The organism is Microcoleus sp. S13C4 (assembly GCF_036700865.1).
Lineage (GTDB): Bacteria > Cyanobacteriota > Cyanobacteriia > Cyanobacteriales > Microcoleaceae > Microcoleus.
Window position 1 is genome coordinate 86502 of sequence record NZ_JAUBPS010000015.1, and the last position, 17690, is coordinate 104191.

Below are 17690 nucleotides of genomic sequence, written 5' to 3' on the forward strand. Positions count from 1 at the left end.
CTAACAGTGCGTAAGTCCTGATAATATAATCAATAAATTGGAGTGTCAAAAAAAGACGATGAGAATTAACAAGCAGCAGCCTAAAATATTTATAAAACCTTCAGTGATTAAAGCTATAGCTCTGTTCTTTCTGTGCTGCTTGTTAACTGCAAGTTGCGGACAGGGATCACGTCGATCGGTCACTGCGAGCGGCGAAAATGCTAATAACCGCATTACTATTGGCACAACCTTGAAATTGCGGACGATCGACCCTGCGGACGGTTACGAAACCTTATCAGGACAATTGCTGCGAAATTTGGGCGACACTCTCTACGCCTACGAGTCTGGAACTACTAAGTTAATCCCCCACTTAGCGACAGCAATGCCAAAAGTTAGCCAAGACGGATTGACATATACAATCCCCTTGCGTCAAGGCGTTGTTTTTCACGACGACACACCGTTTAACGCCGCAGCAATGGAATTTTCCTTGCAACGGTTTATCAAAAATGGCGGCAGTCCGGCTATGTTGTTGAGCGATGCAGTAGAATCGGTGAAAGCCACGGGCGAATACGAATTAACTTTTAAACTCAAAAAGCCTTTTTCTGCTTTTCCTTCCCTGTTGACATTTTCCGGTATGTGTGCGGTTTCTCCGAAAGCTTACGAGATTGGACAGGGTAAATTTAAACCCGATACGTTTGTGGGAACTGGACGTTACAAGCTGGCGAAGTACGGCAGCGATTCTCTTAAGTTTGACGTGTTTGACAAGTATTGGGGGGAAAAGCCGGTTAATCAAGGAATTGACATTTTGCTGCTTTCTAGTTCGTCAAATTTGTTCAATACTTTTCAGACTGGTGCCGTTGATGTGGCTTATTTGTCTCTGGATGCAGACCAAGTTCAAAGCTTGGACGAGGGAGCAAAAAAAGGGAAATGGCAGGAAATCGCAGGGGAAAGCAGTACGGTTAATTACATAACGCTGAATACCAAGTCTAAACCGCTGGACAAGTTAGAAGTCAGACAGGCAATCGCAGCAGTCATGGATCGCCCCCTGATTAATGAGCGCGTACTGCGGGGACAAGCACAACCTCTTTACAGTCTGATTCCCACAACCTTTGACGTTCAAAAACCTGTTTTTAAAGAACTGTACGGCGATGCCAACACGACAAAGGCTAAGGAACTTTTAACGAAAGCGGGATACTCAGCCACAAATCCTTTCGTTCTGCCAATTTGGTATGCTTCATCTTCCACAAAACGAGCTTTAGTGGTGAGTATGATGGAGGCGCAAGCTAAACTCAAAATGGACGGGATAATGCAGGTAGAAATTAACAGCGTTGAATCTCCGACTTTATTTCAAAACATAGAGAAGGGAATTTATCCTGCGGTTTTAGTGGATTGGTCGGCCGACTTTTTTGACGCTGACAATTACATCCAGCCGTTTTTAGATTGTGCCACGGGTTCCGAGGCTGGGGGCTGCTCCAAGGGTCAAAGTCAAGGTCAGGGTTCGTTTTATTATAGCGATCGGGTAAATCAACTGATCGACAAGCAACGAAAAGAACCAAACCCTGAAACCCGCAAAGCCCTGTTTGCCGAAATTCAAGACATACTGGGTAAAGATGTACCTTTCATCCCTCTGTGGCAAGATAAGGACTATACATTTGCTCAGAACAGCATCTCCGGCGTCCGTCTTGAACCGACGCAATCTTTTCCTTTTTGGTTCCTGAAAAAGCAATAATTCTTTACAAGAATTTCCAGGAGTTGAAACGTCAATAATTATTGCATAGTTTGTACACAATAGGGTGATGATTGTCACAGTTTATCAAAGAGACTGATCACCCTAACCTCTTTAATAATCGGGGATATTATTAAAAGAGAGATATTGCTGAGGGTGGGTATATGAAACTTGGGATTTTAACAACAGGGCTGCTAATTGTGATGGGTTGTGCCTCGGGAGTAAAGGCAGAAAACGTATCACAAGTCAAGCAATTATTAGAAACTAAACAATGTAGCCAATGTGACTTGACAGGAGCGCAGCTTGCTGGTAAGAACCTGAGCGGTGCAGATTTGAGCGGTGCAAATTTGAACGGTGCAAATTTGAACGGTGCAAATTTGAACGAAGCCAAACTGAATGAAGCAAATCTGAAACAAGCTAAATTGCAAGGTGCGAGTTTAATTGGGGCTAAAATGCACGGGGCTAATTTGGAGGGTGCTGATTTGAGCCACGCTAATCTGAGTCTGGCGGGTTTAGTGATTGCCACTTTGAAAAATACCAACCTCACCAGCGCTAATTTAATCGGTGCAAATTTAGAAAGTGCCAATTTGGCAGGTGCGAATCTGAGAAATGCTCGCCAGTCTCTAGCAAATTTAGCGAATGTCAGCCTCAGAGGTGGCAGCTTGTCGGGAATAGACGTACAGGGAGTCAACTTGCGGGATGCAAATTTGACGAATGCAAATTTGAACGGTGCAAATTTGAACGGTTCGGACTTGACAGGTGCTAATTTAAAGGATGCCAATATGGCAAATGTAGATTTGAAAAACGCTTCTTTGCCGTAGGACGATCGCCAATTGCTATATCAAATTCTGGTGCTTAAAAAACTTAATATAAAAATGTAGGGGCAATTCTAAAATTGCCCCTACATTTTTAATTGTAGGATTTATCTTGTTTGCGGTAGCTGCGTGGGTAATTGTCCGGTGTGCGACGCTTTCCCCTGCCATCTGCGATTGCTTCATATTTTGATGTCAGATCAATCTTCCTCGTGAGCATCTTTGGCAAAGCGGATAATGTCATCATCGCCGAGGTATTCGCCATTTTGGATTTCAATCATCACCAGGGGAATAACGCCTGGATTTTCTACGCGGTGAGCAGTATTCATGGGAACGTAGGTTGATTGTTTCTGCATGAGAATCGTCTCTTTGTCGTCGCAGATAACTTTAGCCGTACCCGAGACGACAACCCAGTGCTCGCTGCGGTGATAGTGCATTTGGGTGCTGATGTGATGCCCCGGCTTGACTTCAATGCGATTGATCTTATAACGATCGCCCGCGTCTATGACTGTAACTTGGCCCCAAAAACGGGTTTGTGTGCGATCGTCAATTTTTTCGATTGTGTCCACTGTTTCCACCATGCTGTTTATCTCGCTAACGGTGTCTGTAAAAATATCTGTAGTTCAAAGTATAGCAGGGATAGGGTAAGTGCGATCGATTTAAACATTACTCAATTAGTCGCCACTCGCGAGCATCAACAAATTGCGACAAATGCCCCACATTTGTTGTCGCAATCACCACCTCATTGCCTTCACTTGCCTCCAATATTGCTTGAGCCGCCAAAATCACATCCCCGTCAAGTGCATTGGCTTCTGCTGTTGGTCTTCCTCTCATTCTTGCTTGCGCCCACAACTGAGCGGCCAAAAGCATTACTTCTGTAGTCAAAGGACGGTATGTAAGTTGTAATTTCAGTTCATCAAGCCGTTGAATACCTGCTAATTTACCTGCGCGGATCAATTCGCGTCGCACTTCGTAGTCAGCAATTTCAGGCAGAATTATTATTTCGCCTTTCCGCATTAAAGAGTTTAGCCAAACTTTGCACTCTTGAATTTCAGCAGAGGATGCTTTAGGGTTTGTCACCATTCCTAATGGGCCAGAGTCGAGAATTATTACTCTACTCATGGGAATAATGGCCGATTAGAAAGGCGGTCTTCATCTAAAGCTTTACGGAGATATTCAGCGGTTTCTGTTTGTTCTTGTTCATCTCCCTCCTCTATCCATGAATTGATTAAATCAATTGCACCTTTATTTCTTTGTATCCGTTCCTCCAGCGACAGCTTAGTAATGTCTATTTTCTCAGGTGTCTGGGGAGGCTCGGACAAGACTGGCTTTACTGTCACCGTTTCCATAAATAAGCGCATCATCTGAAGTAAATTCGGCCAATATTCTCTGGGAGTTTGCTGAATTACGCGGAGAAATTCCGCGATGGGCTGGCTTAAGGGGCGATCGCTTTCTTTGTCTGCAACCGTAGGAATTTCGGGCGCGGATTTTACTGTCCCTTGGCTTTCGCTGCTTAAAACTTGTTCGGACATAATTACTTTTTTCCCTTCTCTCATTTACTCATATTATAAACAAAGGGCGGGCTATCGCCCGCCCCCCTTTTTACTTGCTCAATACACCATCGGGAATTCCCAAAAGATCCTCAATGCGAGGCATATCTTCCAAAGCTATCACTCGTCCTTCATCCTCAAAACCAGCAATTTGATCGAAATTCAAATAGCGATACAAATCACCAGCAAAAGGATCGATTCTCTTCGACACAATGTCATTGTATTCTTGGACTGTAGGAATGCGACCTAAAAGCGAACAAACAGCCGCCAATTCCGCCGAACCGAGATAAACTTGTGCATCTTTGCCCATTCGATTGTTAAAGTTGCGAGTAGAAGTTGAAAACACGGTTGTCGCATCTTTAACCCGCGCTTGGTTGCCCATACAAAGACTGCATCCGGGCATTTCTGTACGCGCTCCAGCAGCTCCAAAAATGCTGTAATAACCTTCTTCTTTGAGTTGCTGTTCGTCCATGCGAGTTGGCGGACAAATCCACAGGCGAGTTTTCACTTCCCCTGCACCTTCCAACACCTTGGCAGTGGCGCGGTAGTGACCGATATTTGTCATGCAAGAACCGACAAATACTTCGTCAACGCGATCACCCGCAACCTCACTCAACAACTTAACATTATCCGGGTCATTGGGAGCAGCCACAATGGGCTCTGTAATCTCGTTCAGATCGATCTCAATTATCTCCACATATTCCGCATCAGCATCCGCCTCCATCAGCACCGGATTTGCCAGCCATTCCTCCATCTTCGCCACCCGGCGCATCATCGTCCGCGCATCTTGATAGCCTCGCGCCACCATGTTTTTCAGCAGCGCGACATTGGAACGAATGTACTCGGAAACAGTCTCCACGCTCAATTTAATCGTGCATCCCGCGCAAGAACGCTCGGCGGAGGCATCGGTCAATTCAAAAGCCTGCTCCACCTTCAAATCGGGCAAACCTTCAATCTCCATTATCCGCCCCGAAAAGACATTTTTCTTATTCTGTTTCGAGACTGTCAGCAAACCTTTTTGAATCGCCACATAGGGAATTGCATTCACAACATCCCGCAGCGTTACTCCGGGCTGCAATTCACCTTTAAACCGCACTAAAACTGATTCCGGCATATCCAAAGGCATGACACCCAAGGCTGCAGCAAATGCCACCAACCCCGAACCCGCAGGAAAGGAAATTCCCAAAGGAAAACGAGTGTGTGAGTCGCCACCAGTTCCCACTGTATCCGGCAATAACATTCGGTTCAGCCAAGAGTGAATAATGCCGTCTCCGGGACGCAAAGCTATGCCGGCGCGCTGTGACATGAAATCGGGTAATTCATGGTGAGTTTTGACATCAACTGGTTTTGGATAAGCGGCGGTGTGGCAGAAACTTTGAATTACCAAATCGGCGCTAAATCCCAAACAAGCAAGTTCTTTTAATTCGTCCCGAGTCATCGGCCCGGTAGTATCTTGCGAGCCGACTGTTGTCATGACTGGTTCGCAAGATGTACCGGGACGAACGCCGGACAAACCGCAAGCTTTGCCTACCATTTTTTGTGCTAAAGTGAAGCCTTTGCCCGTATCTACTGGGATTGTAGGACGGGTAAAAATAGTGCTAGGTGCTAGTCCTAAAGCTGCGCGGGTTTTGTCGGTTAAAGTTCGTCCAATTAATAGTGGAATTCGGCCACCAGCGCGAACTTCGTCTAGAATTGTGTCGGGTTTGAGGGTGAATGTGGAGATGATTTCTCCGGCTTCATTGGTGATTTCGCCTTTGTAGGGATGAATGGTAATTACCATTCCTGTTTCCATTTGGGAGACATCGCATTCGATCGGCAAAGCGCCGGAATCTTCAGCGGTATTAAAGAATATCGGGGCGATCGCACTTCCTAAAATATAACCGCCACTGCGCTTGTTCGGCACAAACGGAATATCATTGCCAATGTGCCACAGCACAGAATTAATCGCCGATTTCCGTGACGAACCGGTACCGACAACATCACCAACATAGGCGACGGGATGACCTTTTTGCTTCAATTGTGCAATGGTTTGCAAAGCCCCAGGCATCTTACTTTCGAGCATCGCCAAAGCGTGCAGGGGAATATCCGGCCGCGTAGTAGCATGAGGTGCTGGCGACAAGTCGTCAGTATTGGTTTCTCCAGGAACTTTGAAGACTGTAACGGTAATGACTTCCGGCAGTTGGGGGCGGGTGGTGAACCACTCGGCATCCGCCCAAGAATCGACGACCTGCTTGGCGTAGGGATTGGTATCGGATAAAGTCAGAATGTCGTGGAAGGCGTCGAATACTAACAGCGTTTTGCTCAAGGCCCGGGCTGCTGTGGCGGGAATGGCGGTTTCGGCAGTGGGATTGAGCAAATCGATTAAAGATTGGACGTTGTAACCGCCCATCATTGTCCCCAGCAGGTAAACTGCCCATTTAGGAGCAATTAGGGGGCTGTGGATTTCGCCTTTAGCAATGCCGGTTAAAAAACCAGCTTTGACGTAGGCGGCGCTGTCTACTCCGGGCGGGACACGATCGCGCAATAATTCTATTAAGGTTTCTTCTTCCCCAGCCGGCGGATTTTTCAGCAGTTCACACAGTTCCGAGGTTTGCTGGGCGTCTAGTGGCAGCGGGGGAATTCCCAAAGTGGCCCGTTCGGCAGCGGTACGGCGGTAAAATTCAAGCATTTCTCCTCTCTCCTCGGATAGTATTCGGTGGTTGTTTGCAGGTGACTTTACTTTTTAGATTAGGAGTTTCCGCTGCACATTTGGCAACGTACCTCGCTCTTATAAAAACTTAACGCAACTTTAAAAACAGTAGATTGTCATACCAAAGACAGATGTGCTCTCGACTCGGAGAGCTCCAGATCGAACTTCAGCGAGCAGTTTAGGGCCGTTCGGTTGCATTGTTCTGGTTAAGATTAATGTGTTGTGGGCTACCGTCGATCGTCCTCTGCACCTGAAATCGTCATTTACCACAAGTTTAAAAAAGTTGTCCTGCTAATGGATCGATTAAATAATGGAAAATTTTATCCCTAAAAACTCTGAAGACTGTCACGGCTGGGCCTCCAAGCCAGACTTGTACAAAGAGTCGCAAGGAACCAAAGAATTACTGCTGACGATCGCCCACTCGATGCCGATGCCCCTGATCGTCAGCAGTCTGGCGGACAGCACAATTCTTTATAGCAACGATTTATGCCGTCAGGCTTTCGGGTTCACAGCATTCAAGTCGATCGAGCGCCAAAAAGCCGAAATGCTCTACCACAACCCCGCAGAGCGCCAGGAACTGCTGGTGCGGCTCGCCCGCAACGAACACGTCCGCGAGACAGAAGTCCGGCTTAAAAAAGCTGACGGTACGCTGTTTTGGGCAAGTGTATCGATGCAGTATCTGACATTGGTTTCAGGAAAAGCTGTTCTGTCGGTGTTCAGCGATATTACCGATCGCAAGCGAGCGGCCGCGAAGGAGCAGGAATTGCTCACGTCAATCCACTTGCGGGCCCGCCAGCAAGCGGCCGTCGCTTACTTGGGGCAGCAGGCTCTGGCCGAAACCGATTTATCTGCACTGATGGACAAAGCTGCGGTTTTAATTGCTCAAACCCTGGACGTTGATTATTGTCAGTTGTTAGAACTGTTGCCCTCTGGTCATGCTTTTATGCTGCGAGCGGGGGTTGGCTGGCAGCCGGGCCTTGTCGGCAGCGCTACTGTTGCCGCTTCTGCCCGATCGCAAGCCGGTTACACATTGCTAGTGGGTGAACCGACGATCGTCGAAGATTTGCGGGTGGAAACGCGCTTTAGCGAGTTGCCACTGCTGCACAACCACCGGGCTGTCAGCGGCGTTACTGTGATCATTCCCGCCAATCGAGGACTGGGGAGCAACTGGGGACAAGCAGAACCAACGAACAGTTCCTCCTCGCAGGCCTGGGGCATTTTGGGGGTTCATACCAGCCAAAGGCGGGTTTTCAGTCAAGATGACGTTTATTTTGTAGAAGCGATCGCCAACGTGTTAGCTGCGGCGATCGAGCGAATTATATCGCAAGAGCGCTTACAAATGATGGAACGGGCGATCGAAAGTTGCAGCAACGGCATTGCAATCACCGACGCGACCGTTGCAGATAATCCGATTATTTATGTCAATCCCAGTTTTGAGCGGATTACTGGTTATGGCAGAGACGAGTTAATGGGGAAAAATTGCCGATTTTTGCAGGGGACAGACACTGACACTCCCGCTGCCAAACAATTGCGAATTGCGATTGAAGAAGGCAGAGAAGCTCAAGTTATCTTGCGTAACTTTCGGAAAGACGGCACGCCTTTTTGGCACGAACTATCGATCGCTCCGATTTACAACTCGCGGCGACACTTAACCCACTTTATTGGAGTACAAACAGACATTACCGACCGCCAGCGATCGGAAGAAGAATTATTTTTAAATTCTCAAGCTTTAGCAGCTTTTAGCGCTAATCTCAAACATTTGCACCGGATTACAACTTATCATTATCAAAACTTTGAAGAACTGGTTGACGATTATCTAACAGCAGGCTGTTTGATGTTTGGACTTTCTATAGGGATCTTGGCTGAAGTTGAGAGCGAAACTTTTATTGTCCAAGCAGCGAAAACAGATTTAGGATACTTCGTGCGAGGCTTAGAATTGAACCTCAGCGATACTTACTGCGCCGCAGTCATTAAGCTCAACAAAACAGTTGCGTATTCTCATATAGGAGCAGACATAGAGATGCGCGAACATCCAGCTTATCAAAGCTGCAAATCAGAATCTTACATCGGAACGCCGATATTTGTTAACAATAAAACCTACGGAACTTTAAGTTTTAGTTCGCCAGAAATAAAAAAAAGAAAGTTCAAGTATGAGGAAATAGAAATTATAGAATTAATGGCTCAAAGCATTGGCAAAATTCTGGCGGTTCACAAAATGGAAGTCGAACGCCAGCAGGCTGAAAAAGAGCGATGCGAGTTGATAGTATCTCTCAAAGAAAGTGAAGAACGCTATCGCCGTTTAGTAGAACTATCTCCCGAAGCAATCGCCGTTCACAGTCAAGGGAAAATCGCCTACATCAATGCTGCAGGCGCTAAACTCCTCGGTGCGAACTCTCCCGAGGCGCTCATCGGCTTTCCGGTATTGCATTTCGTCCATCCAAACTATGTGGAAACAGCCAGAGAGCGCATTCGGCTAGTCGAGCAAGAAAATCAGCCGCTCGACCTTGCCGAACAAAAACTGATGCGGCTCGACGGACAAATAATAGACGTTGAAGTTGCCGGCATCCCGGCTACTTATCAAGGCTCAACGGCTGCCCAGATTATCATCCGAGATGTCACCGAGCGCAAGCGAGTAGAACAGCAACTGCTGCACGGGGCTTTTCACGATGCGCTGACGGGTTTGCCCAACCGCGTTTTGTTCATCGACAGGCTAGGACAAGCCATCCGCCGAGCCAATCAGTCCCCCGATTACAAATTTGGTTTACTTTTCCTAGATTTAGACCGCTTCAAAGTAGTTAATGATTCTTTAGGACACGTTTTAGGCGACAAACTGCTAATCGCCCTCGCGGAGCGACTGCAAACCTGCGTCCGGGTTTCTGATACCGTCGCCCGGCTGGGGGGAGACGAATTCACCATTCTGCTAGACCACATTCCCAGCCTCAGCGACGCTATCCTAGCAGCTAAAAAAATACAAAAAGAACTGACTAAGCCGTTTCATATCGAAGCGCACGAAGTATTTACCACCGCTAGCATTGGCATTGTTTTCAGTAGAGGCGAAGGAGCCGACAGTGGCCACTCGAATTCGTACACTCACCCGGAAGAATTCCTACGCGATGCTGACATTGCTATGTACCGCGCTAAAGCTTTGGGTAAGGCCCGGCACGAAGTGTTTAATTTGGCGATGCACGACCACACTATGTCGCTGTTGCAGTTAGAAACTGATCTGCGGTTGGCTATTTTGGGCAAGGAGGAATTAGGAGAGAGCAAGGATCAATGTTCGCACTTTATGTTGCACTACCAACCGATTGTTTCGATCGCCAGCGGTGCGATCGAAGGTTTTGAGGCTTTGGTGCGCTGGTACCACCCGCTTCGGGGTCTAGTTCCGCCGTCTACTTTTATTCCTGTAGCTGAAGAAACAGGTTTGATCGTGCCTCTGGGAGCCTGGGTGCTGCGGGAAGCTTGTCAGCAATTGCGGATTTGGCAAGAAATGTTAACCGAGGAACATGGAAGAAGTCCAATGGAAGTCGGAACAAGGCACTTCGACTCCCTTCGGCTTCAGTCTGGGCAAGTCGCTCAAGGTAACAAAAAGGAAGAAGGCGCTTCGACTTCGCTCAGGGTAACAACAGGGAAGAGGGCAACGGGCAATGTAGGGGATTTAACTGATGTAACAGATACAGGGAATGAGGAACACGGAACTTTTACTGAGCGTAGCTCCAGTATTGGTCACAGGGAAGAAAGAATCGCTCAAAAATTACCAATTCCCAGTTACCAATTCCCGATTACCGATTTCCACTCCGCTATTACCAATTCCCAATTCCCGATTACCAATACTTCGGCTACGTTCAGTACAAGTTCCCAGGTACCAATTCCGAATTTTAAATTACCAATTATTGCTCCTTCGCAATTAACAATGAGCGTCAATCTCTCTCCTAAACAGTTAGGTATGCCGAATCTAATCGAGGAAATCGATGACATTTTAGCAGAAACAGGCTGCGCTCCAAGCTGTTTAAAATTGGAGATTACTGAAAGCGCGCTCGTGGAAAATGTGAAGAAAGCCAATATTGTGCTAGCCCAATTAAAAAGTAGAAATATTCGATTGTCGATCGACGATTTCGGTACTGGCTATTCGTCTTTGAGTTACTTGCACCGTTTTCCGCTGGATACACTGAAGATTGATCGATCTTTTGTGAGCCGGTTGGGGGCTGTCGAAAATGGTGACGACGGGGGTCAGCCTTTGCAGATTGTGCGCGCGATCGTAACTTTGGCTCACAATTTGGGATTGAATGCGATCGCCGAAGGTGTGGAGACAGGCGAACAGTTAGCACAGCTTCGAGAACTAGATTGCGAATTAGCTCAGGGATATTGGTTTTCTAAACCTTTGGACAGTTCCGCAGTGACAGAAATGCTGATAAATCTCGGTAATAGAGCAATTATGGACTGAGTGAGGTATAGATTGGTAAATGGTGCCTCACCCGGTGAAGACATTTTTGCTACAAACTCACAATTTCAAAACTGATGCACCAGGGAATAAATGGTACATCAAAATTAGATTTTCGGTGATGATATCAAATCTGTTAGATCGGAATTATTCATATATCTATGTTCTTCATCTGCGTTAATCCGCGTTAATCCATTGGTATCTGGGGTGAAGAAACTCTGTTTTTAAAACCGCCGATGAGGGCAGATAAACACAGATTCACGCCGATGAATTAGAGCAATTCCGGTTGCACCTTCCGTGATTGTTGACTATTGACTATATTTTATCATGACGATGAAGCGCGGATTTGATATGATTGATAATTGCCCAACTCACGCACCATAACGCTTTCCCAATTTCCAATTGCCCATTACAAATTACCAATTACAAATTACAACTTTTCAATTAGCTTTGAGCGGAATCTCGATCGCCAATTCTGTACCTTGTCCCGGGGAAGAAGTACATTTCAGCGAACCTTTGTGTCTGTCTGTAACAATTTGATAGCTAATCGACAAGCCCATCCCCGTGCCTTTTCCCACAGGTTTAGTGGTAAAAAATGGGTCAAAAAGTCGATGGCAGACAGTCTTTGTCATTCCCGGGCCGTTGTCAGCAATCCGAATGCTCACTCGATCGGGAGCCAGCATTTCAGTTTTGATGGAAATAATACTAGGATTTTTGCAGATTTGAGCGGCAGAAAGCCGCGAGTCTCTTTCTTCCAAAGCATCTAAAGCATTGCTCAAGATATTCATAAATACTTGATTTAACTGTCCGGCATAACATTCTACTAACGGCAAATTGCCGTATTCTTTAATCACCTCAATTTCTGGATGATTGTGTTTGGCTTTGATCCGGTGCTGCAAAATCATCAGGGTGCTATCTATGCCGTCATGAATGTTGACTTCTTTCATTTCGGCTTCGTCCATTCGGGAGAATGTGCGGAGAGATGCCACGATTTGCTGAATTCTGTCTGCACCGACTTTCATTGAGGAAAGCAGTTTCGGCAAGTCCTCCATCAGAAAGTCGAGTTCAATAGCTTCTACTTCCTCTTGAATTTCCAGGACTGGATCGGGATAGTGGTTTTGGTAAAGTTCGATCAGGTGCAGCAAGTCTTGAGTATAGTCGTTGGCGTGGGTGAGATTGCCGTAAATAAAGTTAACTGGGTTGTTGATTTCGTGGGCGACTCCTGCTACAAGTTGACCGAGAGATGACATTTTTTCGTTTTGAATTAACTGCGATTGAGCGCTGGTTAATTGCTGCAACGTTTGCTCTAATTCGAGAGCTTTATTGCGAGTTTGGGCGTAAAGATCGGCTTGGTTGAGGGCGATCGCCAATTGAACTGTAATCGCTTGCAACAATTCTACTTCGCTGTCGCTCCAGGGTCGTACAGAAGAGCAGGAGGAGCAGCTAACTGCACTTATTACTCCAGAAAGTGCCTGCATGGGAATGATTAATACAGATTGGTAGCCCATCGATCGAACGATTTGTTTCCAAACAGGATCTGCGACTGTTTCGACATCATCCACCCGCAGCATTTCCATCTGCAATACTTTTTCTCCCACAGGACCGAAGTCGGAAGCTTGATAGCTACCTGTTAAATCGGGAAGTTCCCGAAGGCGAGATTCTTTAATAATTTCCCAGAAAGGCTCCTCTCCGTCGTCGCGATACCAGGCAAAATTGCAACGATCGATCTGCAGGAAAGCGCGAATTTCCTTAACTGCGACTGTAACGATGCTGTCGAAGTCGAGGGAATTGCGGATTTGAGCCGTGAGGTTGTTGAGCAATTTTTCTCGCTCGGCCTGCTGCTTGAGTTGCGCTGACGATCGCCTCAAGGCAATTTCTCCCCGCTTGCGATCGGTAATGTCTTCGGTGACAGCTAATAGATATTGCGGTTTGCCATCAGCATCGAGTATTGCTGTTTTCTTGGTGTGAAATATCCGCGATTCTCCTTGGCCAGTTTCAATATCTTCTTCGGCGATGTCTACAATTTGCCCGCAGTTGAGCACTTCCCGGTCTTTGGCGGTGAAAACATCAGCTTGTTCTGTTGGGAAACAGTCGTAATCATTTTTGCCCATAACTTCTGCTGCACTGAAACCAAGCAACTCTTCGGCGGCCGGGTTCCACAGTACAAACCGCAGTTCTTGGGCCTCCTTGGCCACTACTGCGACGGGTATGGTTTTGAGAACTGATTCCATAAAATGTTGAGCCTGTTGCAGTTCTGCTTCTGCCTGTTTGCGATCGCTAATATCTCGGATGTTGGCAATGATGCTGAGATTGCCGTTGAGATGAATTCTGGACAGGGCAATTTCTACATCAAAGGTTGAACCGTCGTTGGGACGCCTCGCTTTCCATTCCACACGGGGTGTTTCGCCGGCTAATACTCTTTCCCAAAGTTCTCCCGTTTGTTCCAGGGGATTGTCGGCGCTTGAATAGTCGTTTTTAATTGATAATTTTGTTGCTTGTTCCTGGCTCACTTCATACATTTCTAACATTCGATTATTGACATCGAGAATGTTGCCTTCTACATCGTGAATGAAGATAGCATCGTAGACATTGTTAAATATGGTTCGCAGGTTTTGTTCGGAAACTTGTAGCGCTGCTTCTGCTTCTTTCCGATCGCCAATTTCTTGTTCTAACTGGGCGACTGCTTGGGAAAGTTCGGCCGTGCGATCGCTCACTCTGTCTTCTAACTCGACTGCTGCTTGCCGTAGTGCTGCTTCGGCGGCTTTGCGATCGGTAATGTCGATCGCCGTACCGAACAATTTTAGCACTTTGCCACTGGCATCGGTTTCAGCGCGGCCTACGGCGTTCAGGTATCGCAGCGTGCCGTCGGGACGGTACAGGCGAAAGTCAAAATCAAAAGGGATGCCTGTTGCGAGTCCCTGTTGCACTTGAGTTTGCCACAATTCCAAATCTTCTGGATGAATCTGAGCGACCTGTTCGGCTAAGTTGGGCGCAAAGGCTGCCGGTTCGAGCCCGAAGATGCGGAAAAGTTCTTCCGACCAAGTGAGGGTTTCGGTTGCTGCGTCGAGTTCCCAATTGCCGACGTGGGCGAGTCTCTGGGCTTCTTTGAGCTGCCGCTGGCTTTTGCGGATGGCGGTTTCGGCAACTTTGCGATCGGTAATGTCGAGCAGAACGCCGCAAAATATTATTTCGCCGCTCTCGTTGCGGGTGGGCATGGAGTCGCCCTGCCACCAGCGAATCTCACCGTCGGGCTTGACTAACCGCCCTTCGTAGTGCCAGGGAGAGAGATTTTCTACGGCTTCGTTGACGGAAGCGAGGTGGCTTTCCAAGTCTTCGGGGTGGATACGGGAAATGAAGCAGCTAATGTCTCGCATCATTTCTGCTGCTGTGACGCCGGTAATATCGAAGATGCGATCGCTCATGTAGTCAACTCTCCACACTCCCTGGCTGCTGCAAAATTGGAACAGAGCTCCGGGGATGGTGGCCGCGATCGTCCGGAACCTGGCTTCGCTGGCACTGAGGGCGGCAAAAGTCTGGCGCAGTTCGGCCGTGCGTGCTTCTACTCTGCGCTCTAGTTCTGCGTTGGCGTGTTGTAAGGCTGCTTCTGCGCGCTTGCGATCGGTAATGTCGGTGGCTGTACCGGTGGTGCCGAGGAAGTTGCCAGTTTCGTCGAACACGGCGATCGCGTTAAACATCAAATGTTTCATGCTGCCGTCTTTGGCGATGTGGGTGCATTCGTACTGGAAAACTGATTCTCCGGCAAACAGGCGGGCGAAAACTTCTAAATCTTTCTGGCTTTGTTCTGGGGTCGCAAAGTCGGAGAACGGCCGACCGAGCATTTCTTCTGGTTCGTAACCATAGATGTACTTAACTGCTGGGTTGACGAAGGTGTAGCGCCCGATCGCATCCACCGACCAAATCATGTCTTGGGATGTTTCTACCAGGCTGCGGTATTTGGTTTCACTGGCTTTGACGGCTTCTTCTGTTTTTTTGCGTTCGGTCATGTCGCGGGAGACGGCGATTGTCATGACGATTTGGCCGTCTTCGTTGCGGATGGGTGTTTTGACGGTGCTGAACAGCCGCACTTCTCGATCGTGCCGCGTGATCGGTTCTTCGGAAATTTCTAGAGTCTGTCCGGTTTCAAATACAAAGGCGTCATCTTTAATGTACTGGAGAGTATGGTCGGGAGCGGAGAAAGGTGCATCTACGATTCCTTGAAGTTCCTCTTGAGTCATGCCGTAATAATCGCGGAATGCTTTATTAGCCCAGACGATTTTTGATTGAGGGCCTTTGACTAATACTAGATCGGCGATCGAATCGAGAATTTGGTGATATTTTTGCTCGCTGTCGCGGAGTTTCTGCTGCGCGGATTCGATTTCTGCTAACTGCCTCTGGGTTTGCAAGTGCAGTTCGGCCTGATAAATTGCGATTGCTAAATGGTCACCTACTTGTCTGGCAAATTCGATTTCGTCTTGCTGCCACTCGCGGGGTTGGCCGCAGGAGTGAACGCACAGCAATCCCCACAAATGTTGCCCTTGCAGCAGCGGTACCACTATGTTGGCTCGGATTTGAAATCGCTTGAGGATGTTGAGGTGACAAGGACTCAACCGGGCTTTATAGATGTCGCTGACAGCTTGAACGTACCCTTTTTGGTACTTTGCTGCAAATTGTTCGCCGAAGCAGCGATCGTGGACTTTTGCGCCCAAGGATGGGCTGTATTGGGGAAGTACGTCTTCGGAGACTACTTCGCCTTCGTTCCATTCCGATTCGGGGAGGAAACGGTAGACGACGACTCGATCGGCATTGAGGAGTTGCCGAACTTCGGTGGCTGTGATTTTGAATATTGTTTCTAAGTCTAGGGATTCACGAATTTTGCTAATAACTCCCATGAGCGCTTGCAGCTTTTTGAACCAGGTTTGAGACTGCGTTTCTCTTTCTAGGTGAGCGAGTTTGTCGCGCAGGTTGATTACTTCGTGATACAGATATTCATGAAACATAATGCTTTTTATTTAGTTATTTTGGGGTTTGTTATCAAGGTTGATGACATCTCAATAGTGATCTGCAAGTTGAGCCTGGTAACTCAAAAAGGCAAACAACATATTTTCCTCCTTCTGCTAGCACTTAGCAGCTACTCACACTGCATTTCCGTATTTTTTCGCTATTTGGAGGTCAATCGACCATCTTAGCTGCCGTATATTTACTGGAAAAGTGGCATAATTTGCTACTTAATAAATTGTCAATAATTGATAGTTATGGTAACACAACTTACACATAAACCCGGTTTGTCAACGTAATTAAGTCAGGCAAACTCCGAAAGTGGAAACAAGAAACCCGGTTCCATTGTGCGTTCGAGAGGAGCGTCCCTGACTAATTTTGACCTTTTTTTGGCTCGCCTTCGGTTGCAATTGTCACCTTTTTATTATTACCGCAAACTCAAACAATGGTTTCCTTTGTTTGGCGATCCCATATCCTGTTGCGCTCGCCTATATTTAAACAAATTTAAATAGAGATGAGCGCCTTTTGTAGAGTTTTCGTTATTCTCGATTTATCTGTCCTAAATTATATTGTATACAGGGTTTTGTACCCGCCAAAACTTGAGAAATTTGTCCTTGCATTCTCGTTACTTCCTGCGAGGGATTGGATTTTTTTAACTGATTAAAATTCACCGCATCAAAGGTTAGTTTTAGGTCAAACAGTTGAGGTAGTTGCAGGCTATGGTTAAATTGGCTCAACTCAAGGGCTATTCCCTACCGCAATGGGTTCGCACGCGCGTTCGGGATAGCTTCCGCACGCGCGGAGACTTTTTGCCCGATTTTTGACAACTGTAAAAATTTTAGATGAGATAAATATTTAGGGTATCACATTTTTGGCTAAAGTAAAGGTATTTCAAGCTCGATCAATACAAAGGCCGCTCACGAGGATTAAAGTTTGGGCAAAGTAATGACAAATTCCGTATAAACTCCCATTTCACTTTCTACCTTTAAAGTGCCACCGTGTTGTTCGACAATAATATCGCGAGTGAGAGATCACCCAAAACCGACTGCTTTTGCTGTGGGTTTAGTAGTAAAGAAAAGATGGCAGATTTTTGCTTTAATTTCTAGAGAAACTCTGAGCGTATTGTCCCGCAGACCAAGCTCAACTGCTTTTGCCAGTTTTTGCGTTTTTACCAAATTTTTGAGAGTAAATTTTATATTTATCGATCGGTTCATTGCTATAGCAAGTCTATTTGAGTCATGAATGTAGAACAACCTGAAACGCTTGTGATGATTGAATCGCTTGTTTACAAATCAAATGGTTTTGCTATACCATTTATCAGGCTTGTGAAATACAGCCTAACAAGCCTGATAAATGATATTTTTATCAAAGCGCGGTTGAAATCCGAGAAGCCCAATTCCGACAGAGTGCTCGCACTGTCATACTAGACCTCTTGCGAAAGTCTCAGGCGATCTCTAATTTAGTCTTTAAAGAAAGTTCATAATTATAAATGCCAGCGATC

At 46.8% G+C, this 17690-nt stretch carries 8 protein-coding genes; 3 read left to right on the forward strand and 5 right to left on the reverse strand.

What is annotated here, in order from left to right:
• Nucleotides 1-58 precede the first annotated feature (58 nt).
• Together QT996_RS09140 and QT996_RS09145 are read left to right on the forward strand one after the other, a co-directional pair.
• Nucleotides 59-1708: an ABC transporter substrate-binding protein gene (locus QT996_RS09140; RefSeq protein ID WP_333046010.1), complete on the forward strand. Its 1650-nt coding sequence runs from the start codon at nt 59-61 to the stop codon at nt 1706-1708.
• A 161-nt stretch (nt 1709-1869) separates the two neighbouring features.
• Nucleotides 1870-2526 carry a pentapeptide repeat-containing protein gene (locus tag QT996_RS09145; RefSeq protein WP_333046012.1) on the forward strand — a complete coding sequence of 219 codons (657 nt, stop codon included), beginning with the start codon at nt 1870-1872 and terminating at the stop codon, nt 2524-2526.
• A 191-nt stretch (nt 2527-2717) separates the two neighbouring features.
• Here QT996_RS09145 and QT996_RS09150 read toward each other — a convergent pair whose 3' ends face one another.
• From QT996_RS09150 to acnB, 4 genes are all read right to left on the reverse strand, one after another.
• A complete protein-coding gene (locus QT996_RS09150) occupies nt 2718-3098 on the reverse strand; it encodes a cupin domain-containing protein (protein ID WP_445304556.1) in 381 nt (126 codons plus the stop codon).
• An 85-nt stretch (nt 3099-3183) separates the two neighbouring features.
• Nucleotides 3184-3639 (reverse strand): nucleic acid-binding protein, encoded by a 456-nt coding sequence (locus QT996_RS09155; protein ID WP_333046013.1) that lies wholly within the window; start codon nt 3637-3639, stop codon nt 3184-3186.
• Nucleotides 3636-4049 (reverse strand): hypothetical protein, encoded by a 414-nt coding sequence (locus QT996_RS09160; RefSeq protein WP_333046014.1) that lies wholly within the window; start codon nt 4047-4049, stop codon nt 3636-3638. The genes QT996_RS09155 and QT996_RS09160 overlap by 4 nt, the downstream gene beginning before the upstream one ends.
• A gap of 70 nt (nt 4050-4119) precedes the next feature.
• A complete protein-coding gene (gene acnB, locus QT996_RS09165) occupies nt 4120-6735 on the reverse strand; it encodes a bifunctional aconitate hydratase 2/2-methylisocitrate dehydratase (RefSeq protein WP_333046016.1) in 2616 nt (871 codons plus the stop codon).
• A 331-nt stretch (nt 6736-7066) separates the two neighbouring features.
• Here acnB and QT996_RS09170 point away from each other — a divergent pair, with 331 nt between their 5' ends.
• Nucleotides 7067-11197: an EAL domain-containing protein gene (locus QT996_RS09170; protein ID WP_333046018.1), complete on the forward strand. Its 4131-nt coding sequence runs from the start codon at nt 7067-7069 to the stop codon at nt 11195-11197.
• A gap of 437 nt (nt 11198-11634) precedes the next feature.
• Here QT996_RS09170 and QT996_RS09175 read toward each other — a convergent pair whose 3' ends face one another.
• Entirely contained in the window at nt 11635-16191 is a 4557-nt protein-coding gene (locus QT996_RS09175) for a PAS domain S-box protein (RefSeq protein WP_333046019.1), read from the reverse strand.
• Nucleotides 16192-17690: the final 1499 nt, after the last annotated feature.